The sequence below is a fragment of the Neptuniibacter sp. QD37_11 genome (assembly GCF_047778105.1).
In the GTDB taxonomy this organism is placed as follows: Bacteria; Pseudomonadota; Gammaproteobacteria; order Pseudomonadales; family Balneatricaceae; genus Neptuniibacter.
Genome location: NZ_CP180552.1, coordinates 1,142,206 through 1,167,065, shown reverse-complemented (window position 1 = coordinate 1,167,065; position 24,860 = coordinate 1,142,206). Strand labels below are relative to the sequence as shown.

Below are 24,860 nucleotides of genomic sequence, written 5' to 3'. Positions count from 1 at the left end.
CCTAAATTACTTTAATCAAGCAACAAAAATATCATAAGAGAACAGCCCATCACCTCCGTCACTGCCACTAGCATAGTTAGTAACAATTACCGTATATTCACCATCAGCAGCTAGAGTAAAGGTTTCATGTGGATCACCATATGGACCGGGGCTATAGATTTCATCATCAGAGAAATTCACAACGCCTGGATCAGAATAGTCAATACCTGCGTTAGAGCCACCAGAGAAATATGTAGATGGGTCCTCAATTGTTCCCTCTACAATCCAAAACGCTGGATCATAATTCAGTTCAGTACGTTCAACAGTGATCGTTATTGTGTCACCAGCATCCCCACTGACCTGCCAATAATCGCTTGTTGTTGGACTTGGGTCATACCAATAACCACTACTTGATACAAAACCACTCCCTGATTCACCCGCATTCAATGATCCTTCATAATGATCAGGCAGGCCGAAACTCACATCGATATTATCAATACTTGATGTTGAAGATGTTTCAAAAGTAGCCCAAGTAATACCTGTCAGATTCACTTCTACATCGGTTCCTGTTAAACCACCTGAACTCCAACTTCCATTATCTGTGACAATTGAAAAACCACTGTTATAAATGATATCTAGAGACAACAGATCAAATGTCTCACCTCCAGCAGTCATCGTAATGTCGTTGTCTCCAGCATTATATCCACCATCGTGCCAAGACAAGACTCCAGTACCATCTACATGATTTCCTGTGGCGGTAAAGCTAAAACCAGCTTCGTCATAACTAAATGGAACACCATTGTTATAATCTTCAAAACCTATTAAAGAATCGAATGTTATAGTTGCATCACTTGGGGCCGTATCAGTTACACCTAAAACTTCAATGCTTAAAGTTGCTGTAGCTGCCCCACCATTCCCATCTACGACTTCATAAACAACGCTTGTAGTGAAGCTTTCTCCATCATTTAGAGCCTGAAAATCCTCACTCGGGTCAAAGGTAAAAGAACCATCAGCCAACAATGTAAAAGTACCGCCATTATCACCCGCTACATCAGTTTGAGGCGTAACTGTCAGAATGTCAGATGCATCTACATCTGAATCGTTGATTAGAACATTTCCAGATACAACTGTGTCCTCGTCGGTAGTGGCTAAATCATCCATCGCTACAGGCATGTCATTCACACCGTTAACCAACACACTCAAAATTGCCGTAGATGTTCCCCCATTACCATCGGAGATATCATACGATATGCTACTTGTCAGGCTTTCACCTAAAGCCAATGTCTGAAAATCAGAACTAGGATCAAAAGTAAAAGAACCATCAGCCAACAGTGTAAAAGTACCACCGTTATCACCCGCCACATCTGTTTGTGGAGTAACTGTCAGGGTGTCTGACGCATCTACATCTGAATCATTGGTTAAAACATTGCCAAAAACAGATGTATCCTCATCAGTTGTTGCAGCATCATCTGCAGCCACAGGCGCATCATTTACGCCATCAACCGTTAAGGTTAACGTACCTGTCACAACACTGCCGTTGCCATCAGTTACGGTATAAATAACGGAATCCGTAGCACTTTCACCTATAGCCAGATATTCGAATCCACCATTAGGATCGTAGTTAATAGAACCATCAAGATTCAGGGTAAACAGCCCCGTAGAGCCGGAAGTATCTAAACCGGTTACAGAAAGAGTATCGCCATCTAGATCTAGGTCGTTTGACAGAACATCAATATTTAATAGCGATGTATCTTCATCAGTAGAAGCTGCATCATCTACGGCAAGAACCGCATTGTTGCGGCCATCTAGATAGAAGGTGTAGTTAGTGAACTGAATCGCTTCGATATTTCGCAGAATATCAGTGCCATCATCTCCGGCATCAAGAATAATGGTATTACCTTTGCCGTCGGATAGTTCTAATACGCCATCGTCATTAACGTAAACCTGAACTTCACCATCGTAGTAAGCGATGTCAAAACCATCACCACCATTGATATAGTCGTCGCCAGCACCACCTTCTATGAGGTCATCGCCATCACCAGCATTAACTTTATCGTCCCCATCGCCAGCAAGAAGAACATCGCCTTCATCGCCGCCATTTATCTTATCATCCGAAGTTGTGCCTTCGATTAGGTCTGAATCATCAGTCCCTGTTAGTACTTGATCACTCATCATTAACTCCCAATTTTTATCCATATTTAGGTCATTAATGAGGCACTGGGGTAACCAGATCTTTAGGATGGATGTATTAAATCCAAGGGAACTTCTACTGCACATCCATGTCCTAGGCTCGGCCTCAAGCCAAATCGCAAATTAGCATATGCTGATTTTATTGATGCTACACTCTAGTTGAATACAAAAAAATGCAGACCTCACGAAAGCCACATATAACTAATTGTTTTTAAATACAAATATTTGCCCTCAATATAGCTATATTATTTTTTTTAATATTAAAACAAAAAAAGCAATAAACTTTTCATGTTTAAATAACAATGCCCTCACCTAACTTAACATTCACTCATTCCCTGAAAACCTCATAGGGAAAGCAAGTCTTAAAAGCAATCACTTAAAAAAGATAAAAACTCTAAGCCCTTCTTTCCAAAGCTATTCCTATAGCTACTGTGAAGTGAATTATTGGATAGGAATTCGAAAAAAGCCTCCCCCCAATTGAGTGGAATATTAAAACAAGTGTTTTAAGCAGTTTTTTTTCAGCTAAATAGCAAAAACGTAAAACGTCTAAGAAACCAGATAGTGTCTATAGTTTCATTGAAATAATGAATAAACACTCAATAGAAAAGGTAGGAACAAAGGAACTTTGTAATGGACTACCTCAAATTTAATGAACTCATAGAGTCCATCTACCAATCAGCAATTGATCCCGAATCTTGGGAAGAAACCCTGCTTCTGCTTAATAAGTACTTTAACTCTAATGCCACCGGAATATTTGTGAGTAACAACAACGCCCTAATGTCCACCCAGATACCATTTTTAGGTGTGAGCGAGGAAGCACTTTCAAGTTATAACAAAGACTATGCTCTCTTAAACCCAACCTTTGCTGAACTTGAAGACCTTCTACCTGGACATTTTTTTTCTGAACAGCTATTCAATCAGTTGAATCAGGATAGCGACTACTATCACAATACCGCCTTCTACAACGAATGGATGAAACCGCAAAACTTTGATCACACTTCAGGCGGAGTATTGATAGCAGAAAAAAACAATCTGGTTTGCTTTACCCAGATGCGATCCTTCGAACAGGGCAAATATAGCGATCAAGAAATACTGTTACAGAAGACCCTAAGCCGTCATATATGCCGTGCATTAGAAATGTCTTCTATGTTTCAAAAGCTCGAATATAAGTCTAGTTGTAGTAACTTACTGATAAAAAACATAGGGCTTGGTGTTGCGATCATCTCGAAACAGGGAGACTTAATTGAGATGAATGAAACCGCTAGAGATAGTTTTGATCGGTGCAAAAGTTTATTTATCCATAATGGCCGAATAACTGCCAAACTAGCAGAAGATCGAGACAAGCTTTGTAAATCATTAGAACAAATTCAATTACTTAGAGTTAGTAATAAAGAATTACCTGTTAATTTAAAATTAACTGATGCAAATAATTTTTTTATTAACCTTCTCCCTCTACCAATACAAGAACTTCCTCTATTTAATGATGCAGCAGCAATTGTGATCATCAAGAACAGTACAGCACCAACTCCAATTAAATTAACTCACCTTACCTCTTCATATTCCCTTACTAATAGTGAAGCCAGACTCGCTCAACAGTTAGCAGAAGGAACCGAACTAAAAAATGCAGCAAGAATCATAGGAGTCTCATATGAAACTGCACGGTGGTATTTAAAATCGATATTTGAGAAAACAGATACCCATCGTCAAACGGAACTGGTACTAAAACTAAATTCTGACCCTGTAGGAAAAGTTTAAATTTAGATCTATTACCCCCTCAGTATTTGGTAATGATTTATGCAAGCGAATCTTACATTTACCCGCATAACAAACATGGATATATCTAAAGCTGATTTGATAAATACTCCACCAGCATCCGTACCTTAGGGGAAAGATGGCGGTTATGAGGATACAAAGCCCAGATACCTTCAGGCTCAGGTTGGTAGGTCTCAAGCAGAGGCACTAACCTTCCTTGCTCAATATGTTCTTTCACGTAGTAATCTGGCAGTTGCACTATCCCCAGTCCTTTTAGCGCAGCATCTAACAGCGCTAAACCGCTATTGCAGCGGAATCTGCCTTTAATCCGTACTTCCCTCTCTTCGCTTCCATCCAATAAGCGCCAGTAATCCAATGTGCCTTTTAGGCAGTTGTGCTGTTCTAACTCAGAGATAGAGTCGGGGCGGCCATGGGCGTTGAGGTAATCTTTTGAGGCGCAGATAAACTGTTGTCTGGCACCGAGCCTTTTTGCAATCATGCTGGAGTCTGCCAATTTACCTAGGCGGATCGCTAAGTCGTAGCCCTCTTCCACCAGCGCCACTTTCTGGTTAGTTAGGTGGCATTCCACTTCGAGTTCTGGGTACTGCAACATAAAGTCGTTTAGCAGTGGGATAATTTTGGTTTCGCCAAAGGTGGTTGGGGCGGTCAGTTTTAGTTTTCCCTGTGGGCGACTTTGTAACTGGCTTAATGCTCTTTCTGCTTCGTCTAGGCCATCTAACAGTTGGCGGCAGTGTTGATAGTAGATCTTACCCTCTTCTGTAACTGATACCCTGCGGGTTGTGCGATAAAACAGTTTTGTCGCAAGGCGCTTTTCTAATGCGCTGATCTGTCGGCTCACTTGTGCAGTAGAGATACCTAAGCGCTGCGATGCTGTTGTGAAGCTTTCTGTCTCTGCTACGGCAACAAATTCGGTTACCCCCTCCCAGCCAAACATTATTACAACCTCGTAAAAGTATTTTCATATTTAGCTAGATTATAGCGATTTATGAAAAAACTATAATGTTTAGCACATTGATCCTTATTGATTAAAAACGCTGTCCTAAATAAAGAGTAGAGCCATGATTAAATCCAAAGCAGCCATCGCTTGGGGGCCTAACCAGCCACTATCCATCGAAGAAGTTGACGTAATGCCACCGCAAAAAGGTGAAGTGCTTATCAAGATTGTGGCGACAGGTGTTTGCCATACCGATGCCTTTACCCTTTCTGGTGAAGACCCAGAAGGCATCTTCCCTTCCATTTTAGGCCATGAAGGTGGCGGTATTGTTGAAGCCGTGGGCGAAGGTGTGACCAGTGTAGAAGTGGGTGATCACGTGATCCCGCTATACACACCTGAATGCGGCGAGTGTAAGTTTTGCAAATCTGGCAAAACCAACCTCTGCCAGAAAATACGAGAAACACAGGGTAAAGGCTTAATGCCCGATGGCACCACTCGTTTTTATAAAGATGGTCAGCCGATCTATCACTATATGGGCTGCTCTACTTTCTCTGAATACACAGTACTACCTGAGATCTCACTGGCGAAAGTAAACAAAGCGGCACCGCTTGAAGAGGTTTGCCTATTAGGCTGTGGCGTGACAACCGGTATGGGTGCGGTAATGAATACCGCCAAGGTTGAGGAAGGCGCAACGGTTGCCATCTTTGGCTTGGGCGGCATTGGTCTGTCTGCTGTGATTGGTGCAACCATGGCGAAAGCGAGCCGCATCATCGCCATTGATATCAACGAAAGTAAATTTGATCTAGCTAAACAGCTAGGCGCAACCGAATGTATTAACCCTAAAAACTACGACAAGCCGATTCAGGATGTCATCGTTGAATTAACCGACGGCGGTGTGGATTACTCGTTTGAGTGTATCGGTAATGTTGATGTGATGCGCTCTGCCCTTGAGTGCTGCCACAAAGGCTGGGGCGAGTCGGTGATTATCGGTGTTGCCGGTGCAGGTCAGGAGATCTCTGCCCGTCCATTCCAGTTGGTGACTGGACGCGTATGGCGCGGTACTGCCTTTGGTGGTGTTAAAGGCCGCTCTGAGCTTCCTGACTACGTTGAACGCTACTTACAAGGTGAGTTTAAGCTGTCTGACTTTATCACCCACACCATGGGACTAGAGGACATCAACAAAGCGTTCGACTTGATGCACGAAGGCGAAAGTATTCGCAGCGTCATCCACTTCGATAAGTAATTGTCTTAAGTAACCCTAACCGAAATCCGCCCTAAGTCTATTCAGGGTGGATGTGAGTAAACTCAATGCAGATTGAAAATTTAGCTCAATTCAAAAGCTTTGGTGGTTGGCAGAAGCAGTATCAGCATGATTCCACCAGTTTAAGCTGCAGTATGCGCTTCTCTATTTTTCTTCCGCCGCAAACACTGGCTGGAGAGAAAGTACCGGTGCTGTATTGGCTATCTGGCCTGACATGCACCGATGAGAACTTTATTCAAAAAGCCGGAGCACAGCGTATTGCTGCGGAGTTAGGTATCGCCATTGTCACACCCGATACCAGCCCTCGTGGTGAAGGCGTAGCGGACGATCCCGGCTATGACTTAGGCATGGGTGCTGGCTTTTATGTCAACGCTACCCAAGCACCGTGGCAACAGCACTATCAGATGTACGATTACATTGTGACTGAGCTACCTGCCCTGATTGAAGCGAACTTCCCTGTCACAGAACAACGAGCGATTTCCGGCCATTCCATGGGTGGACACGGCGCGTTGATGATCGCTTTGCGCAATTCGCAGCGTTTCTCATCTGTGAGTGCATTTAGCCCGATTACCAATCCGATCAACTGCCCTTGGGGTCAGAAGGCATTTGGTGCGTATCTTGGTGATGATGTAGAGGTTTGGAAACAATACGATAGCTGTGAGCTGATTAAGCACGCTAATAACTTTATGCCGACACTGATTGATCAAGGTAAGAAAGATCAGTTTTTGGATGAACAGTTAAAACCGGAAGCGCTGTTAGCTGCGGCTGGGGATAACCCTGTGGAGCTGCGATTACACGATGGCTACGACCATAGCTATTACTTTATCGCCAGTTTTATAGAAGAGCATCTAAGGTTTCATGCAAAGCACTTTTAGACGTTAAAACTGTATTAGCTAAGATACGTTAGTGATTTGGTGGCGCTTGCGTATCTTAGTATCACATTACAGAGCTTTGATTAATTTACGTTTAAAACGCCTTCATCACTGTCGGCAAAGCGCAGTGCTATTGCTAGTAGATCGTCCTTAATTTCGATAAAGCAATCTACGAGTTCTGGGTCAAAATGATTGCCTCTGCCCTCTTCGATGATCGCCACTGCTTGTTCATGGGACATGGCATTTTTATAAACACGTTTTGAGATCAGGGCATCATAGACATCGGCGATCGCCATTAGCCTTGCAGAAAGCGGGATCTCTTCGCCTTTTAAGGCCTCAGGGTAGCCTGAACCATCCCACTTCTCTTGATGCGAGTAAGCGATCTCTTTTGCGACCTTCAAGAAATCCACTTCAACACCCAACTGAGCTTCCGCTTGTTCGATCGCTTCTTTACCTAGGGTGGTATGGCTTTTCATGATTTCGAACTCGTCATCCTCAAATGGCCCTGGCTTTAAAAGAATATGATCTGGAATACCGACCTTTCCGATATCATGCAAAGGCGCTGATTTGAACAGCACATCGATATAAGCGTCGGTTAAGAGTTCGCTGTATTTAGGTAAGAATCTGAGTTTTTCAGCCAAGGCACGAATGTAAAATTGCGTACGGCGAATATGGTTACCGGTATCGGAATCTCGTGTTTCCGCTAACGAGGCAAGAATAAGAATGGTGACATCCTGCACCATTGTCACTTCTTGAGTACGACGACGAACCTCTTTTTCTAAGAACTCATTTTTATCCGCTAAGAAGTCTTTTTGTGCTTTCAATTGCAAATGGTTAGACACCCTTGCCATCAGGATCTCTGGATTAACGGGTTTCGTTAGGTAATCCACCGCTCCTAATGCCAGTCCTTTGGTTTCATCGCGGCTTTCTGTTTTAGCTGTTAAAAAGATGATGGGAATATCTGCTGTGTTTTCCGTTTCTTTGAGGCGCTTACAAACTTCGTAGCCATCCATCTCGGGCATCATGATATCGAGTAGGATTAGATCAGGCGGGGTTGCCGAGTTGACTATATCTAGTGCTTTGGCGCCGGAGTTACTCACTTTAACACGGTAGTGATCTTTTAAAAGCGCAGACATAAGCGCCAGATTATCTGGCGTATCATCAACAACAAGAACAGTAGGTTTTTCTACCCACTGAGACTGCGTCTTGCTCATTTACGTACTCCATCATTGCTTAATAAAGCGTTGGATTATGCAAATATGTCTTTCTAGCAGGCCGTTTAAAACAGTATAGCTACACCCTTAACTGGGACTAACTACAGCCAAACACTTAAATATCTAGAGATTGTTGATAGCCTCTTCCATCTCCGAAAGACGTTCTAATGCCAGATCGAAATCAAACACGTTAATCGCCTTCGCAACTGGCTCAAGTAGCTCTAAAGCCTTGCCACCTAATTCACTCTCAAGGGCTTCTATAACCTCAAGCGCTTCACTATCACTCTCTAAAAGGTAATTTCGTAATTTAGGGATAGATGCAATTAGTTTTTCTGCATTACAGTTTTGACCTGATGCCAAACTAGCCGTAGCTATAAGACCTGATGCCTCTATATTTTCCACGACTAACGCGGCCTCTTCAGCAACGTCTTTAACAGCGCCTTGAATGTCAGCCACTTTAAAGTTTGCTTCGGCGCATAAGCTTTCTAACTCTTCTGCTAAAACTTCCAACTCTGTGGCACCAATGGTTGCAGCAGCGCCTTTCAAAGTGTGGGCACAGCGCATCGGTGCGGTAGGATCTTCATCTTCAATCGCTGCGGTGAATTGAGCATCAAAATCTCGGTGGTGCTCATAAAACCCTTTTAACATTTTAAGATAGAGCTCTTGGTTTCCCCGCATACTGGAGAGTCCCTTGGCTGTATCAACGTGAGGTATTACTGGAAAGTCTAAGTCTTGGGTAACCGGAGCAGACTCGATAACACGAGAATTACGTTTTGATACACAGGCCCAACGCTCAATGGTTGCATACATCTGATCAATATTGATCGGCTTACCAATATGATCATTCATGCCCGCATTCAGCACTCGCTCTTTATCGCTTGTTAAGGCATTGGCGGTCATGGCAATAATTGGCAGGTGTTTCACTTTCTCCATCTGCCGTATTCTTTCGGTTGCCTGAAAACCATCCATCACCGGCATCTGGCAATCCATCAATACAATGTCGAAATTTGTTTCCATCGATAAGATATCAACAGCTTCCTGACCATTATTAGCAACCTTTACGCTGATTTTTGCTTGCTCTAATAGCTCTGTAGCCAGCTCTTGATTCATCTCGTTATCTTCAACTAACAAGACTGAGAGCCCGGCTAGATCAACACGTTCTTTTTCTTTCACAGCAGAGCGGTGATTTTCGACCACTGTGCCTTTGTTCAGCGATGTGCCTATGGCTTCAAGCAAGAACGAGGCAGTCACAGGTTTGGTCAGAACAGATTCTATCTCCACCCCGCGTTCGCTTGCTTCATCGATAGCATCCTCACGGCTATAACCAGTCACCATAATGGCGGGCGGACAGATAACGCTCTCATTATTCATTAATTCATACAGAGTGGTGACTCCATCTTTTTGCGGCATTTGCCAATCGATTAATAAGAGGTCATAACGATTTTCAGAGGATTGATGTTCAATAATGATCTGCTCTGCTTCATCACCATCGCTGGCAGTGTCAGCCTGCATACCAAAACTGTTAATAAGATTAGCGATAATGTCGCGAGCAGCAGCATTATCATCAACCACCAGCACTTTGACGCCATCAAGCTCTTCTGCATGGAACATTCGGCGATGCATAGGATCTTTTTGTAAGCCTAAACGCGCCGTGAAATGGAACGTAGTGCCTTGACCGACTTCACTTTCCAGCCAGATCTCACCCTCCATCAGCTCGACTAGCTTTTTGGAAATTACTAGGCCTAATCCAGTACCGCCATATTTACGGGTGGTTGAAGTATCGGCTTGAGAGAAGCTCTGGAACATTTTGCTTTTCTGCTCAAGGGTCATGCCTATGCCAGTATCTTTAACCGCACAATGGAGGGTAACGTGCTTGGACTCCATCTTTTCCACATGGATGCTGATTACAATCTCGCCCTCGTCAGTGAACTTCACAGCATTGTTGGCAAGGTTAGTCAGTATTTGGCCGAGTTTTAGTGGATCACCAATCAAAGCGGTAGGGATATTAGCAGGGCTATCAAACAGCAGTTCTAAGCCCTTCTCTTCCGCTTTCATGGCAAGAATGCTGGCGATGTTTTCCATCACATCATCAAGGTAGAACTCGGTCGATTCGAGTGTCATCTTGCCTGCTTCAATTTTAGAAAAGTCTAAGATTTCATTGATGATCCCAAGTAGGTTTTCCCCTGCGCGATTGACCTTCTCGATGTAATTTCTCTGTTTAGTATTCAACTCAGTTTGCAGGGCAAGATGGGACATGCCGATGATGGCATTCATCGGTGTTCTGATTTCATGGCTCATGTTAGCGAGGAAATCACTCTTAGCTTGGGTTGCCTCCTCAGCAAGCTCTTTCGCTTTTAGCATCTCCTGTTCAGCCGCTTTACGCTCAGCTATGTCACGAAGGCTGACAATCAGAGCGGGCTTATTCTTTAAGCTGATAGGTACTAAAGAAACTTCACAAGGCACCTCTTTACCTGATGTGTTTTTGTGAACCCAATCAAATTGGTGAGGCTCAGTTCCAAACAGAGCGAGTTCCATGTGCCGCTCTATCTCTTGAGATGAAAGTAATCCGTCTGGTTGATATTCAGGGGATAGCATTTCAGGTGTGCATTTTAGTAGTTCATTAACATCATCAAACCCAAAGATATCTGCAGCTCTTCTGTTCGCATGGATAAAGCCCTCTTTTGGACTTAGAACCAGAAGGCCATCGCTGGAGTTTTCAAAATAAGCATTCACTTTCTCTTCGGTTTCTTTTCGATCAGTTATGTCTTCAAGCATCCAAACGGTGCCTTTAGACATATCATCGGCGTCACGAACTTTGCCGCTCAAATGACACCAAAACAGGGTGCCGTCAGCTTTAACCATCTGCACTTCTTGTTGATGAACCTTACCTTTCGCAAGTTCGCCGTAGGCATACTCACCGATATAGTTGAACGTTTCCTCATCTGGGTACCATTGCAGGGTGCTGTGCCCCATAAGGTCTTCCATAGGACGTTCAAACAGCTCTGAGAGTTTATTATTCGCTTGCTGAACCACACGGTCCTTGAGCAGTACGATCGCCCTTGTCGCCGACTCTAGGATCGCTTTCTGCTCAATAGCTGCCTCATTAAGAGCATCTTGCGCTTGTTTTCTTTCCGTAATATCACGGTAAACAACCACCGCACCGATAATTTTATCGTCACTAAAAATTGGCGTGGATGTGTATTCAATCGGTAAGGAATGACCCTGTTTATGCCATAAGACTTCGTCTTCACTAGATCGAGCGACACCATCAGTAGCCGTATGGCAGATGCTATGTGAATCCTCAGCATAAGGTTTCCCATCTTCATCGGCATAATGAACCAGTGTTTGGAAGCTTTGACCTAAAAACTCTTCCTCGGTAAACCCTAAATAGTCATAAGCAGCTGGATTGGCAAAAGTGATTCGCCCCTCGGTGTTTAATCCCACGATGCCGTCTTTTACTGATTCAAGAATTAGACGGCTACGTTTTTCTGCCGACTTAATCTCTCTCTGCTGCCCTTCCATCTCCGCCGTTTGCTCTTCAAGCAATGTTGCTTGGCGTTCCATTTTTTCAGCTTGCTCACGGCTCTCATTAAGCAATAGCTGGGTTTTATTACTCCTTTCAATGATCTCTAAATTCATGGCCAATATAGGCAGTAAACCCTCGATAAAGGCTTGTTCTGTTTGGCCAAATTCAACAAAGCTAGCGAGCTCAACCACCGCAAGCAGTTTGTTATTGTGGATCACAGGGAAAACAGAGATATTCTTAGGCTTCGCTTCGCCGACACCCGAGCTGATCTTGATATAGTCTTCTGGTGGGTCAGTTAAAATAATAGGGGCCATCTCTAAAGCACACTGACCAATCAACCCCTCACCAACAGCAATAGTCTGCTTAAGAAATTTGCGCTCTCTAAATGCATATCCCTCTAATAGCTGAAGTGCTTTCTCCTGCTCGTTAAATAGATAGAAAACGCCGTGGCCTAGATGAATCAAAGGCGCGATCTTTTGCAAAAACGATTTAGCCAGCTCATTGGTCGTTCTTATCTGCTGGAGCTCAGCACTGATCTCCGAAATATTAGTTTTGATCCAGCGCTGGTTTTCAACTTGTAACAGTTCATCTCGCAGCTCTGTAGCCGCCTCAAGCAACTCTTTAATCTCTTGAGGCTGACCAGCTTTAGAAATCTCCTGTTGGGCCGTCTTCTTATTAGCTAAAGCGGTTAAGGTTCTTTTCACCAATCCTATCGGTCTAAACATCGCCTTGAGTGTGGCTGAAACCATCAAGAAACTAGCAATTACGACGAAAACTAAGAGCAAGCCTCCTTGGGTATTAAAGAGCTTTTCTTGCTCTTCTGCGTGAGTTAGTAGGTCTCCTTTAACACCTAGGAGCTTCTTTCTGAATTCTGCAGCAACTGAATCTACTTGCTTGTGATATTCCTGCACACCCAGTGCTTTCACATAGAACTGCTTGGCATCGGAAATGCGATCTTCCTCTAGGAGGCTCTGAAAGTGTCTTAACTGTTGGCTATATAGCGTAAAGTGATGAAACAGCAGCTTATTAAATTCGGATAGGCCTTCTCGACCCGAGAGTGAAGGCGCGATAGATAAGTTAAAGATCTGTTTGGTCTCTTGCAGAGCGGTATAAGCTTCGAGGTATCGGTCCTGATCGATTGGATAGGACACCAGCATTTCTGCACTGATTAACTCGATCCGAGAAAGGTTATATCTAAACTCATCAACCGCATGCAGGCTGTTACTTAAATGCTGCACCTGACCGTGGAGTCTATTTTTTTCTGTATAGTGCCAGTAAAGAAAGGCAGAGAGCGTAATACCAATACTTAGAACAATAAAAAACGCCCAACGCACGCGAGCTTTTAACGAAAAACCACGCAGAAACGACAACAATTTATACATCGGCACACTCTTCTTATGTCACAGACTCAGCGAGTAATCGCTGTTAAGCACATAATCAAAGCGTAGATATAATTTCAGTTTTTTCGAGTTTATTCTGGAATTAAGCCTCAATTAAAATCGATAAACCTATCCTTAAGCATCGTCATTACTTATTGATTTTAAAGAAGTCATAGAAACAGGACAGCGTTCACTATCAAAAGCGCCGCCCCCTAAACGAAGGTTTGAAAGCAAAAAACTTAGAGATAGAAAAAGTGCGCGTTATGAATAAGCTTATTTTTCAAGACTGCTGTGAAGAATGCCGATCCAAACACTTGTTGACAGAAAACCATTAGTCCAACTTTGCCATTTAGGGGATAGACCCTTTAACTGCATCTGGCCCAAGTTCATCCCTTTATCTTGCATCGCTTTTACTTCAGCCAACGTGCCTTCCAGCATCATTTTAAATGTCTTCAATTCAGCTTTATTTGATACAGGGCCATGACCTGGGATAACAATGGTTTTGTCATCAATGAGTTCAAGCACCTGACCCACATTCTCTGCCATGCGGGCAACATTACCGCCATTCTGGATATCTACGAACGGGAAAAAGCCATTGAAATAAAGATCACCCATATGGACGGCATTGGCCTTTTTGAAGAAAACGACAGAATCGCCATCGGTATGACCACCAGCTAGATGAAGTAACTCGACCTCTTCATCATTAATGTAGAGCGTCAGTGCTTGTTGATAGGTAATAGAAGGCAGCGCATGTTCGGGATAAGGCTCCGTTTTCATATTGAAGAGCTTAACCTCTTGAGAGGTAAGCAATCGCTCACGAACATTATCATGCGCAATGATCGTCGCATGATGACCAAAATGGTGATTACCCTCTGTGTGATCGCCATGCCAGTGGGTGTTGATAATGTAAGTCAGCTTATCTTCACCGCCAAACTTTTGCAGGGTCTTCTGTAATGCTGGTGACATCGAACGGTAATCGTCATCGATCATCAACAAGCCTTGGTTGCCCGTTAACAACCCAATATTGCCGCCCTTTCCTTTCAACATCGAAATGTTCTCGGTCAAGGTCTGCACTTTATACTTAGGGGATTGTTGGTGGTGATTTTCAGCACTAACAGGCATCGCAATGCTCATACTAAGCGCAATAGCTGTGACAAGACACTTAACCAACATCAACTTTTCCTTATGTAACATTACGATCCAATTTGGATTCCATACTGGAAACTAACTATAGCTCATTAATGATAACGATACTCAATAATGGACCAAAATATTGATCTAGTCCCGACTAAACCAACCGCTTCGTAATTGGTTTGAGTGGAAACTCCAAGCCACAAAACGAGTAAGTTTTTGCCCTTGATACATCTCAATAGTGATTACTTTTTTAGCTTTTACATTTTTTAAAGCTTGGTAAACCATGGGCAGGTTATCTTTTTTGGATATCAAGCAGGTAAACCAAAGTGACTGCTCAGCAAATTCAGCACTTTCCTTGATCATCTGACGTACAAAAGCAATTTCCCCGCCTTTGCACCACAATTCTGCTCCTTGCCCAGCAAAGTTTAGTACTTGATCATTACCGGAAGATGTCTGTTTGCCACGATTCAAATTTCTAATCTTCCGTTTAGTCCCTGCTGTCGCTTCTTGAAGCGATGCATGGAACGGCGGATTGCACATAGTAAAGGCAAAGCGATCAGACGGTTTAATGATCTGCTGAAAGACCTGCTGAGAAGATGGTTGTAGTCGACACTTAAGCTTCCCTTTCAAAACCGGATTGGCTTTGACGATCTGTTCCGCGCAAGCAATAGATACAGGGTCAATATCACTACCGACAAACTTCCAACCGTAACTCTGACTGCCAATCAATGGATAGATACAGTTAGCCCCTGTACCTATATCTAGACCCTGAACTTGAGCACCTACCGGCACTTTACCGCCATTCGATTCAGCCAAAAGATCGGCAATATAGTGAAGATAATCAGCACGACCTGGAATTGGCGGGCAGAGATAACCTTCAGGAAAATCCCAAAACTGAATATTATATTCAGTGCTTAATAACGCCTGATTGAGCAGCTTTACCGCTTTAGGTTCAGCAAAGCGAATAGAGGTTTCACCTCGTGGCGTTTCATAGGTGTATTCAGCTAACTCAGGAAATGCTTTAACCAAGCGAGGTATATCATAGGGTGCAGCATGCGGATTGCGCGGATGCAGACCCGATTTTCGATTGCTCTTTTGAGAAGGCGTTTTAGAAGACGAATTATTAGCTCTAGCCACAACGATGCCAGTAGAAGGTGAAAAGCAGGATTGTAACAAGATTATTGAGTTACTGGTTAAACAACGAAAATAAAAGAAAGCCAACCCTTACCTTTCACAGACCCCGACGTATGTTCCCGGTAAGGACTGGCATCTTTCCAGCGAAAAAGAGATCCTCTCTATAAATTGGATACCATGCGAACACGATATTCGTTAGCGACAATGCGCCATTGTGGGACCTCATCCATAACTCCCACTTGATCTAGGTAGCGTAGCGATAAGCTACTCGCCAGATCACATTCTCCTGCCACATCAACTGATGGCAGCATAGCGTCCGCCACATGTACTGCAGTTAACGGACTAAACTCTGTTGCCGACGATAGATGAGGGACATGATGTAACATGACTGCCTCAACGACCTGCGGTGGTAGATTCCATAGTGCCAATAAGGCAGCTGCCACTTCACCATGGAAGAAACCACATGCCGCTTTTTCAACTAAATAAATTGGCTTTTGCTTTTTAACGGCATAAGTAATCAATTTTTTATACTGAGCCGGATCATGAGCAGCCATAATCATGACGCCTAAATCGTGTAACAACCCAGCTAAGAAGGCTTGATCCTGCACCGCCTTGCTCGCGCCCGCTCTTCTAGATAACGCTTGAGCTAAACGTGCTACCAATAAAGAACGCTGGCCCATTTGCTCAAAGGAGAACTGATTCCAATCATCTCCCTGCTTAAATTGCTTATTTAACTGACTACTCAAAGCCATACTTCTAAGGTTTCTTACCCCCAGTAAAGAGATTGCTTCTCTCAGATCAGAAATCTGGCGATTGAAACCAAAGAAAGCCGAATTAACCTGTTTCATTATTTGCGCAACAACCGATGGGTCCTGCTCAATGATCTCGCTAATCTCAGTCAGATCTGCGACATCAGAATTAACCGCTTCAGTCAGTTGACGATACATACTGGGTGGTGACGGCAAACAACCCACTGTGGATACATACGCCTGCAAGGAGGAACGATTAAGCAGTTTCACCAACTTAACCTGATATTCCAACTCCTCTCCAACCTGCTTGATCGAAACATTGTTTGGGTAAATTCGATGGGCAATTTCAGCAGCTTTTGCTTTATGTCCTGCATTCCAAAACTCAGCTCCTAGAAACACTCTAACAGCCTGAGGCTGAATGCGAGCTAACTTAGCCATCAATTCTATATCGACTACTGCACGCATAGAGCAAGGCAGGATAACCGCATCAAATGTGTTTTGTTCTAATTGGTCGATTAAGCTCTGTTTAGAATCTAAACGGACAAACGCCCAATTAAATTCAGATCCCTCTATCTCACGACTCCAGCCCGCTAAGCTGCCCTGTTCGTCCAGCATCGCGATTCTAAATTTTTGTGAAGAGCCTTTGTTGATAGTGCTCATAACGTTTACCTGCACATTTTTCGATTAATCATTACTGCTGTTACCAATCACTGTCGCTCTATATGCCTCAGTAACTGTAGATACCCTAATCCTAGTGCCAATTAACCTTATTAAAAGCGCGTTTTTAGTAAAATTTTATCTATTTTGTACATAAATTTTTGAACATTGTTTTAAAAACACCTTAAACCTCTGTAAATCCTTGGTTTACTGGGCATTTAGGTGTTTTTAATAAAATTTTATCTAGTTTTTAATGAGAAACTTTCACATTGAAAAACAATAAAAAAATAGATTTTTTGATGGAAAGGGGGAAAAGAACCGAAATATCACCTCCCTTGCGAAAGGTGATTTGTGAGATCCTTCTAGCTAATCGTGACTCTGTTTCGACCAGCTTCTTTAGATTTGTATAACATTTTATCTGCAGTGTTTAACAGCGCGTCAGGGCTGTCTCCCATCTTGTACTCTGCTACACCAAAGCTAACCGTGATATCAATTTGATTTGGGAATATATGATCCTGCACTAACAATCGGAGCTTATTAGCTAACTTCTCGGCCCCACTGATATCCATTTCAGGTGTCACTAACATAAACTCTTCACCACCCCAGCGGCCAAGGATATCTGATTCTCGGATATTAGTTCTCACCAAGTTACTAATCTCTATAAGCACTTTATCCCCTATCTGGTGACCACAGTTGTCATTCACTGCTTTAAAGTGGTCAATATCAAACAGCATAACGCAGAAACTACCACCATAGCGCTCTGCTCGGGCGACTTCAGCTTTGATCACAGCATCGGTTTTTAATCGATTAAATAAGCCAGTTAAGTGGTCAGTCTGACTAATACGCTCTAGCTGTTTATTCTTCTCCTTAAGAATCTTGTTAAATTGCCTGATACTTCTAAATCGAACAACAAAGATCATGGAGATTAGGAAAAAGACCACCAGCAGTTGCCACAACAAAGTTTGATCGACTTTACTTTGAACCGTCACGCTATACCAACGCTGTAAAATTTGATTGGTCTTTTGTGGAGGTAAATTATCTACCGCTTTAGAAAATATACTGAGTAAAAGCTCATCATCTTTTCTAACCCCAACCCTCAAAACACTTTTGTATTCAGTGAAGCCAGCCACTTTTACGTTAGTCGTCGCAACTTCTTGGATATCCCGCAACATACTAATTTGCGTACCGATGGACGCATAAGCCTTTCCAGATGATACGAGCTTAATCGCCTCTTTTTGGTTTTTTGTGTAGACCACTTGAATCAGAGGATAATCTCGGCGGATAAGCTCTTCATAAATGTAATTTTTTGGCATTGCCAGCACTTTGCCTTGCAACGCAGACAAACCATCGATAAAAAGCACATCCGAGCGACTTACCAACGCAACGGCAGCCGTCACATAAGGGGCAGTAAAATTGAGATAAGCACTACGCTCTGGGCTTTCGTTCAACATCGATAAGATATCGCACTCTCTAGCCTTAGCTTTGTGCAAAGATTCACTCCAGCTTTTAGTCGGCACTAGCTGAATAGGAATCCCCATCATCTTCGAATACTCTTCCATAAAATCAGCAGACAACCCCACATGTTTACCTTGAGCGTTTATAGCCTCAAAGGGTAACCAGTCGGGATCAATACACATCGTAATCTGTTGTTTAGAAGCGAGGTATTCCTTCTCTTTGTCGGAAAATAATAGCTGTTCTACGGCTAGAAGATGGCTGCTAAATAGGAAGAAAAGGAGGAATTGGATTACCCTCATACTATCCCTCATACTATCCCTCATTGCCTTTGAATAAAGGTTCCGATGGGCGTGTCCAGATATAACAGAGAGCGAAGATAATCGTGGCAACAACAATCAATTTTAAGCCGTAGTGAAAGGTTTTAAAAATCAGCGGATAGCTAACCATAGCAAGCATCATCACTGTTGCTAACCATTTAGCCTTTAACGGAATTACTCCGTCCGTTTCCCAGTCTTGGATTATTTTGCCGAATAGCTTGTTTTGCAGCAGCGCCTGATGAAGCCTTTCGGAGCTTCGAGAAAAGCAAAAAGCCGCTACTAAAAGGAATGGCGTTGTTGGCAGTAAAGGTAAAATAACCCCGATCAAACCGAGAAGCACGCAAATAAATCCGGCGATCAAATATAGGGTACGTACAATCGTTTTTCTCAACAGATACTCCCTGTACCAAGCCACCTAGAAAGAATATATCAATACAGCAGTACGTATGTCGTGGACATGTAACTATAAGATAGCAGGAATTTAGTAAATACGGTTAGATTACATGAACAATTGCTTGGGAGAAAATGCCCTCAAAATAACTAAATCCCTTTAGTTTCCAGTTAAGGTAAAAGAATAAGCGATCTTGATGTGATGTTATCTACCTTAAGGCCCCAGTTTCTCAACTCATGACGACTTAAAATCATCTTTCCCTGACTCTGAAAATGAATTGGGATCTGATGGCTATCTTTAGGTAACACCAGTAATTGCTTAGCTAAATTTGCTGCATCTTGGCCCATTAAAATACCACTAACCACCATCCCGGCCATGACTCTTCCTTTTCCTATCGCTTGTTCATGAGCTGTTATGGTCATCACAGGCGCGTTTGCCGAAACCCATCGGCTTAAATCATCAAAGCTAACGTACTCTCCATTCTCTTCATGCATAGCCGCATAGCCCGCAATCAAAATAAGATCATATCCTTGTTTCTTGCTAAGTTTAATGTGCTCTTTCCATTCAGCTGCATTGGAAACCCTGACAACATCAGCACGAATATTCTTAGCAATATTAAAATGTGATTTACCGCCTAAGTCATAATGATAAATTGCATTAGCTGTTAAGCTATCACCCAATAAAATGAGTACCTGGTGCAGGTTAATACGTGTGGCACGAGCAAACTCAACGATTGAGCGCTTTATCATTGGACGCTCAACGACACCGGTAATATTCTGAGAATTGAGAACCCAAGGATAATCACGACGAATATCCGAGTTGATGCCGCAAAAAACCACAGGGGTTGTTTTTGCTATCCGCTCACCAAGTAAACTAAAACCATTATCATCACAGATAATGACTAAATCGGGCTTCTGTTCCTGAAACTCACTAAAGGCCCTCGCGGCACTGTATTTAAACATCCCTTTGGGTAAGCGTTTGGTATCCATGTGATGAATGAGTAGCTGATATTCATCACCTAATTCCTGTTTTACTCCTGCTGTTAGGTCTTCTACCCACTTCATCTCTTGATGGTAACTGTGGATCAGCATTATTTTGGTTTCAGCCGCAGCCGCCCCTGCTGTCCCAAGTGTTACCAACAGCCAAAAAATCAAAGATACAACTTTTCGCATATCAACCCTGTATGCATTCAATAGGTTACTTATAAAATATAGATGATTATTTGAGATTAGGTGGGAAGGTAGGCGCTAAAAGCCCAAAGGAATCTTTTGGAAGGATAAAACGAATAGATGGGATCGTTACTGTACTCTCAGAACAAAGGGGATCTCACAAAACAGGAGCCTCCCCAATATTTAATATTACTTACCTTTGGCATTAAGAGCTTGCAGATTATGGCCCATCTTATAAAGCAGCATATCGCGGTCGATCGGTTTTAAAATCACTTCATGCACACCCTGCTTCATTGCTTCTTGCGCATTTTGGGTATCACCCGGCTTGGCCAAAACCATAATGCGTGTGTGTGTCATTTCAGGATCATTTTTGATCTTATCGATCACAAATAACGCACTCATATCGGGAAGTGTTAAATCCAGTAAAACTATATCCGGCTTCCAACTCTGAAGCAGTTTGAGTGAGTGAGTCGCACATCCCGAAACCTGTGCCTTATAGCCACCTGAATCTAGAATTGCTTTAATCTGATCTCGTTGTTCACTCTCGTCCTCAAGCAGCAAAATGTTGCTATCGTCAAACACAACGGTATCGCTAGTTTGCAGAGTCTCTTTTTGCTGTTTTGTGAGATTAGTTGAACGATCAACCTTCGCTTGAAGGCTCTGCTTAACAGAAGTTTGTTGCAACTCTACCTCACGCAGATGCTGTTCTTTATGCTGATCAAACAGACTTCGCATATCGGCATGATGATCTTCATGCAACCCTCCCTCTTCGATTACTTTCTCCTTCATCCTATCCATAGAGAAAGAAACCAGATGCATTAGCTTTTCATAACTTTCAGCATTGAGGTCAGATATCTCTTCATTGCAGGAGATGATCTGGTCAAAATAGTCACATAAGCTTTCCACTGAGAAATCATTATGCTCTGAACTAGATTGCTCATGCAGGGCACGACGGATAAAGCGTAAGCGAAGTAGCAAATGATATGGGTCGTATAGTGGACGAACAATAAAGTAGTCGTCAAACACGTCCTTATTGCAGATAGAAAAGGCTTCTTTGAGATCTTCACGACTACAAAAGACAATCTTCTTGAAAAGGATTTTCTCAATGTTCTTCTTGGCGCTAATCAGATGGAGATAACAAATTTCATTTTCCTGAATCGTATGTAACCCCATCAATAGAACATCTATCTTATGCTCTACAATAAGGGAAAGAGCATCCTCTTCATTGTGGGCAATATAGAAACGTGGAAAATGCCGTTTCACCATATTACAAAGAGACTCTAATTCTTCTGATTGTTTAATTATCAGTAAGATTGAAAAACGATTCTCTGACGCCATTACTTCCCCACTTAACTTCATACTTAGGCGTGATTAAATTCACTTTACCTAAATTAAATTTAGGATACTTCTCCTAATATGAAAGTTACACCCTGACTTTCGATAACCAGTACCTGTTTATTATCGATCTCTCGTTCTATCGCTAATTCGACTAATTCATAAAAAACATTTCTGTGAAGTAGACCTTTCATTCCAAAACGAACATCAACATAAGGGGATGGTTCAGAGGTTTCGCTACACTCTTCAACCCAAAGCGAATTCTCCTTGCCGATAACAACTTTATCCCCAGTTGTACTTACAAATTGATACTCAGGTCCATTTTCGCCCTCTTGTACTTGGACTTCGGTCATCAGAAAAGGGGCATCCTCTACTTCAATCCCGACTTTCTCCACCGGAGTTTTTAAGAAGTACTTTCCCTCTTCTAGCCAAAGCACTTTAGAAAAGAGTTTCACCATTGCGGGCCGACTGATAATTGTGCCTAGGTAAAACCACTTACCATCACGGGCGATACGCATATCGATATCACCGCAAAAATCAGGGTTCCACTTGTCTAATGGCGGTATCCCCTCGCCTGATTTTTCAATCGCTTTACTTGCTTCAGATAGATCAAAACCTGGTTGGCTCAACTCATTACTCCCAACTTTTTCAACAGCCTATTAAATTTGCTCAACTCTAACCAAAAAACTTTCATCTTATAACTTAAACACATGAATAATATTAATTGTTAGAATAGCCAGCAATTAAAGCTTAGAAAGAAATTGAAAAACTACAATGAAACAGGATTTAAGAACAAAATTTGCTGACGACCGCCGCGGAGTATATCTATTTGGTACTACACCTCCGAAAGATGGTACTGCAGAAGAGACCGCTCAAGGTATTGCGGATAAACTGCTAGAGCGTCTACAGCATGTCGATTTTGATGGTCTGATTGTTTATGACATTCAGGATGAAAGCAGCCGTATCGACAAACCTCGTCCGTTTCCATTTATGCGCACCCTAGATCCACGCGCATACTCTAAGCTAATCCGTGAAAAAGCAGATAAGCCGGTTATCACATACAAGAGTGTTTCTCAGCGTGATAAAGAAGCATTTATTGCTTGGCTAGATGAAGCATGGAACGAATACGGTGTTCGTGACACGGTGCTTGTTGGCAGCCCTTCTTCTGATGGCGATATCCAACTTAGCTTGAATGATGCTTACGCTGCGCTTGCTGAACACCCAGCAGAATTTCAGTTAGGCGGCGTAACTATTGCTGAGCGTCACGCTTCTAAACGCAATGAACATGAGCGCTTGGTCAGCAAAACAGAACAAGGCTGTGAATTCTTTATCTCGCAAGCCGTTTACGATGCCCAAGCAACTATCGATATGTTGAGCAGTTATGCGCGTAAATGCCGCGAAGATGGTGTTAAACCAAAGCGTGTTATTCTGACATTCACACCATGCGGTAGCACTAAGACGCTTGAATTTATGGAATGGTTAGGCATATCTGTACCAGAAGCTACTCGCTTCCGTATTATGGATGCCCATAGCCCACTGCAGGAATCTATTCGTATCTGCCGTAACAATTTAGAGCAGATTCTAGAAGCAGTGATGCCGCTTGGCATTCCTGTTGGTTTGAATATCGAAAGTTTGACCAACCGTAAAGAAGAGATCGACGCATCGATTCGTCTATTTAAGCTACTTAAATCGGTCGTAGATCTTAAGTTAGCAGAAGCGGATATTTGATCCGCTGCGACTATTAAGATAGAAAAAGTAAGATAGAAAAAGGCCGCGATTAATCGCGGCCTTATCTTTTCAGCCCTTCACATAAGTGTTTTGTTTATTTTCAACAACATATGTGTTCGAGCGAGATCTTCTTGCACTTTGCGTTTATATTCTTGTGAATCGGAAGAAAGAGCAGACTTTTGCCGAAGCACAGTCCAATCCTCTAAGTCGTTATTATTTTTCAGTAATGCTTTAAATGCTTCGGGAAAATCAGATTCCTGAGCGATGCCAGAAATATCCACATCTCCCTTTAACAGAAAAACACTCTCACCCTCTTTACACTGAACACGAGATTCACTGAAATTAAAAAGATGGGATGCGTATTCTGGCGAAAAACACACCGGCATGTCTGCAGCCTTTACCCCTTGTGGAGCGAGCTGAAGTTGACCTTCAGGTTCATTTTTTACTGCAAGCACGTAGGTTGGTATTTTCATATCAAGCACTCCTTTCCTGTTTGAACAACAGTTTCTTCATCTATGAATCAACTCCCCCTGGTTCCATACCGGGGAACAGGTGCCGAAAAAGATAAGAACTATCATTTTTGACAGTAAGCAGTTTAGACACTGAACAATGCAACTTCGTGACAAAAGCAGATTTATTAATATATTTCACCTGCTTTCAGAAGACCTTTCGGCTAGGAATACGCTCGAACCCTCTTAAATAAAGCCCCTACAAAACATCATGAATAGCTGAATTAGACAATTAATATATTAAAGATTATTAAAATCACTAATAGTAGCGATTAGCAGGCATTGGTTGTTGCAAAACTGTTTCTTAATAGCAACGGATTGTTGCAAATTTCACACTTGCTCAGCTGAGTAAAAAACAGTATTTTTGACGGACCGTCATTTATAGGTAATAGAAATAATATGAGCCCCAAAGTTATTCACGAAGCCGATTTAGAAGCCCGTGAAGAAGAAATTATGCAAGCTGCTATACAGATCATCAGTGAATTAGGTGTAGCTGGGCTCACTATAGATAAAGTAGTAGCAAGGCTGCCTTACTCTAAAGGCACGGTATACAACCATTTTACCTGTAAAGAAGACCTATTAACCGGTCTATGTAACCGCTGTGTAAGACGACTAGGGGCGCTATTCGAACGCGCCTTTCAATATGACGGCAGTAGTCGCGAGAAGATGCTCGCCGTTGGGTATGGCTATATGCTCCATTCGCAGCTAAACCCTACAGAATTTATGTTGGTTCTTTCTGCTAAGACACCGTCAGTTCGGGAAAAATCAACCGAAAAGCGTCAAGAAGAACACCTTATTTTAGAAAACAAGTTATTGGGCGGCATGTTGGAGGTGATCTCTTCAGGCCTTGCGAGTGGTGATTTATCGTTACAGCCACACCTATGCCCTGCTCAAGTAGCTTTTTCTTTATGGTCTATGAGCTTCGGTACTATTGCCTTGCTTCATGAGACCCTTGATCGCTGTAACGTTAGAGCTGAAATGCAACTAGAAAGAGAGCTAGTTAATCACTCAAATATTTTACTGGATGGCCTAAATTGGAAGCCTTTTACCCAAGATCATCCGTGGCATGAGAGCATTCAGCGCTTTAAAACCGAACTTTTTGCAGAAGAAGTTAAACAGCTTCAGCAAAAGCAGTTGATGTGCAGTTCTTAAAA

The 24,860-nt window shown here is 42.7% G+C and carries 18 protein-coding genes; 5 read left to right on the top strand and 13 right to left on the bottom strand.

Features of this window, described 5'->3' with window-relative positions; genetic code table 11:
• Positions 1–15: 15 nt before the first annotated feature.
• Positions 16–2,151 carry an Ig-like domain-containing protein gene (locus tag ACMXYT_RS05220; protein ID WP_415905471.1) on the bottom strand — a complete coding sequence of 712 codons (2,136 nt, stop codon included), beginning with the start codon at positions 2,149–2,151 and terminating at the stop codon, positions 16–18.
• A 648-nt stretch (positions 2,152–2,799) separates the two neighbouring features.
• On the opposite strand from ACMXYT_RS05220, the gene ACMXYT_RS05215 reads away from it, so the two are divergent.
• Positions 2,800–3,924, top strand: coding sequence for a helix-turn-helix transcriptional regulator (locus ACMXYT_RS05215; protein ID WP_415900523.1), 1,125 nt, complete (start codon positions 2,800–2,802; stop codon positions 3,922–3,924).
• A gap of 85 nt (positions 3,925–4,009) precedes the next feature.
• Here ACMXYT_RS05215 and ACMXYT_RS05210 read toward each other — a convergent pair whose 3' ends face one another.
• Positions 4,010–4,876, bottom strand: a complete 867-nt coding sequence (locus ACMXYT_RS05210; protein WP_415905470.1) for a LysR substrate-binding domain-containing protein — start codon at positions 4,874–4,876, stop codon at positions 4,010–4,012.
• Between the two features lie 124 nt (positions 4,877–5,000).
• On the opposite strand from ACMXYT_RS05210, the gene ACMXYT_RS05205 reads away from it, so the two are divergent.
• Positions 5,001–6,119 (top strand): S-(hydroxymethyl)glutathione dehydrogenase/class III alcohol dehydrogenase, encoded by a 1,119-nt coding sequence (locus ACMXYT_RS05205; RefSeq protein WP_415911954.1) that lies wholly within the window; start codon positions 5,001–5,003, stop codon positions 6,117–6,119.
• A gap of 65 nt (positions 6,120–6,184) precedes the next feature.
• Entirely contained in the window at positions 6,185–7,012 is an 828-nt protein-coding gene (fghA, locus tag ACMXYT_RS05200) for an S-formylglutathione hydrolase (protein ID WP_415905468.1), read from the top strand.
• A gap of 80 nt (positions 7,013–7,092) precedes the next feature.
• On the opposite strand, the gene ACMXYT_RS05195 is transcribed toward fghA, so the two are convergent.
• The 10 genes from ACMXYT_RS05195 to ACMXYT_RS05150 all read right to left on the bottom strand — a co-directional run bounded on the left by ACMXYT_RS05195 (position 7,093) and on the right by ACMXYT_RS05150 (position 22,098).
• On the bottom strand, positions 7,093–8,223 hold the full coding sequence (locus ACMXYT_RS05195) for a response regulator (protein WP_415905467.1): 1,131 nt from the start codon (positions 8,221–8,223) through the stop codon (positions 7,093–7,095).
• A gap of 123 nt (positions 8,224–8,346) precedes the next feature.
• Positions 8,347–13,131, bottom strand: a complete 4,785-nt coding sequence (locus tag ACMXYT_RS05190; protein ID WP_415905466.1) for a response regulator — start codon at positions 13,129–13,131, stop codon at positions 8,347–8,349.
• A gap of 270 nt (positions 13,132–13,401) precedes the next feature.
• Positions 13,402–14,301, bottom strand: coding sequence for an MBL fold metallo-hydrolase (locus ACMXYT_RS05185; RefSeq protein WP_415905465.1), 900 nt, complete (start codon positions 14,299–14,301; stop codon positions 13,402–13,404).
• 105 nt (positions 14,302–14,406) lie between these two features.
• Entirely contained in the window at positions 14,407–15,399 is a 993-nt protein-coding gene (gene rlmF, locus ACMXYT_RS05180) for a 23S rRNA (adenine(1618)-N(6))-methyltransferase RlmF (RefSeq protein ID WP_415911953.1), read from the bottom strand.
• 158 nt (positions 15,400–15,557) lie between these two features.
• Positions 15,558–16,805 carry an HDOD domain-containing protein gene (locus ACMXYT_RS05175; RefSeq protein ID WP_415911952.1) on the bottom strand — a complete coding sequence of 416 codons (1,248 nt, stop codon included), beginning with the start codon at positions 16,803–16,805 and terminating at the stop codon, positions 15,558–15,560.
• 359 nt (positions 16,806–17,164) lie between these two features.
• Positions 17,165–18,556 carry a diguanylate cyclase gene (locus ACMXYT_RS05170; protein ID WP_415911951.1) on the bottom strand — a complete coding sequence of 464 codons (1,392 nt, stop codon included), beginning with the start codon at positions 18,554–18,556 and terminating at the stop codon, positions 17,165–17,167.
• A gap of 13 nt (positions 18,557–18,569) precedes the next feature.
• A complete protein-coding gene (locus tag ACMXYT_RS05165) occupies positions 18,570–18,965 on the bottom strand; it encodes a YbaN family protein (RefSeq protein ID WP_415905461.1) in 396 nt (131 codons plus the stop codon).
• Between the two features lie 170 nt (positions 18,966–19,135).
• On the bottom strand, positions 19,136–20,137 hold the full coding sequence (locus ACMXYT_RS05160) for an ABC transporter substrate-binding protein (protein WP_415905460.1): 1,002 nt from the start codon (positions 20,135–20,137) through the stop codon (positions 19,136–19,138).
• 186 nt (positions 20,138–20,323) lie between these two features.
• Complete coding sequence (locus ACMXYT_RS05155; RefSeq protein WP_415911950.1) at positions 20,324–21,472, bottom strand: response regulator; 1,149 nt, start codon at positions 21,470–21,472, stop codon at positions 20,324–20,326.
• A gap of 59 nt (positions 21,473–21,531) precedes the next feature.
• Positions 21,532–22,098, bottom strand: coding sequence for a DUF1285 domain-containing protein (locus ACMXYT_RS05150; protein WP_415911949.1), 567 nt, complete (start codon positions 22,096–22,098; stop codon positions 21,532–21,534).
• A gap of 145 nt (positions 22,099–22,243) precedes the next feature.
• On the opposite strand from ACMXYT_RS05150, the gene ACMXYT_RS05145 reads away from it, so the two are divergent.
• Positions 22,244–23,197 carry a methylenetetrahydrofolate reductase gene (locus ACMXYT_RS05145; RefSeq protein ID WP_415900510.1) on the top strand — a complete coding sequence of 318 codons (954 nt, stop codon included), beginning with the start codon at positions 22,244–22,246 and terminating at the stop codon, positions 23,195–23,197.
• A 77-nt stretch (positions 23,198–23,274) separates the two neighbouring features.
• Here the strand turns inward: ACMXYT_RS05145 and ACMXYT_RS05140 are convergent, their stop codons facing one another.
• Positions 23,275–23,670: a hypothetical protein gene (locus ACMXYT_RS05140; RefSeq protein ID WP_415900509.1), complete on the bottom strand. Its 396-nt coding sequence runs from the start codon at positions 23,668–23,670 to the stop codon at positions 23,275–23,277.
• A 435-nt stretch (positions 23,671–24,105) separates the two neighbouring features.
• On the opposite strand from ACMXYT_RS05140, the gene ACMXYT_RS05135 reads away from it, so the two are divergent.
• Positions 24,106–24,858, top strand: a complete 753-nt coding sequence (locus tag ACMXYT_RS05135) for a TetR/AcrR family transcriptional regulator (RefSeq protein ID WP_415900508.1) — start codon at positions 24,106–24,108, stop codon at positions 24,856–24,858.
• Positions 24,859–24,860 lie beyond the last annotated feature (2 nt).

What these genes read in the sequence shown, in the direction of transcription:
- ACMXYT_RS05220 (WP_415905471.1), bottom strand. Translation starts at nt 2,151, where the DNA reads ATGAGTGATCAAGTACTAACAGGGACTGATGATTCAGACCTAATCGAA.
- ACMXYT_RS05215 (WP_415900523.1), top strand. Translation starts at nt 2,800, where the DNA reads ATGGACTACCTCAAATTTAATGAACTCATAGAGTCCATCTACCAATCA.
- ACMXYT_RS05210 (WP_415905470.1), bottom strand. Translation starts at nt 4,876, where the DNA reads ATGTTTGGCTGGGAGGGGGTAACCGAATTTGTTGCCGTAGCAGAGACA.
- ACMXYT_RS05205 (WP_415911954.1), top strand. Translation starts at nt 5,001, where the DNA reads ATGATTAAATCCAAAGCAGCCATCGCTTGGGGGCCTAACCAGCCACTA.
- fghA (WP_415905468.1), top strand. Translation starts at nt 6,185, where the DNA reads ATGCAGATTGAAAATTTAGCTCAATTCAAAAGCTTTGGTGGTTGGCAG.
- ACMXYT_RS05195 (WP_415905467.1), bottom strand. Translation starts at nt 8,223, where the DNA reads ATGAGCAAGACGCAGTCTCAGTGGGTAGAAAAACCTACTGTTCTTGTT.
- ACMXYT_RS05190 (WP_415905466.1), bottom strand. Translation starts at nt 13,131, where the DNA reads ATGTATAAATTGTTGTCGTTTCTGCGTGGTTTTTCGTTAAAAGCTCGC.
- ACMXYT_RS05185 (WP_415905465.1), bottom strand. Translation starts at nt 14,301, where the DNA reads ATGTTGGTTAAGTGTCTTGTCACAGCTATTGCGCTTAGTATGAGCATT.
- ACMXYT_RS05175 (WP_415911952.1), bottom strand. Translation starts at nt 16,805, where the DNA reads ATGAGCACTATCAACAAAGGCTCTTCACAAAAATTTAGAATCGCGATG.
- ACMXYT_RS05170 (WP_415911951.1), bottom strand. Translation starts at nt 18,556, where the DNA reads ATGAGGGTAATCCAATTCCTCCTTTTCTTCCTATTTAGCAGCCATCTT.
- ACMXYT_RS05160 (WP_415905460.1), bottom strand. Translation starts at nt 20,137, where the DNA reads ATGCGAAAAGTTGTATCTTTGATTTTTTGGCTGTTGGTAACACTTGGG.
- ACMXYT_RS05155 (WP_415911950.1), bottom strand. Translation starts at nt 21,472, where the DNA reads ATGGCGTCAGAGAATCGTTTTTCAATCTTACTGATAATTAAACAATCA.
- ACMXYT_RS05145 (WP_415900510.1), top strand. Translation starts at nt 22,244, where the DNA reads ATGAAACAGGATTTAAGAACAAAATTTGCTGACGACCGCCGCGGAGTA.
- ACMXYT_RS05140 (WP_415900509.1), bottom strand. Translation starts at nt 23,670, where the DNA reads ATGAAAATACCAACCTACGTGCTTGCAGTAAAAAATGAACCTGAAGGT.
- ACMXYT_RS05135 (WP_415900508.1), top strand. Translation starts at nt 24,106, where the DNA reads ATGAGCCCCAAAGTTATTCACGAAGCCGATTTAGAAGCCCGTGAAGAA.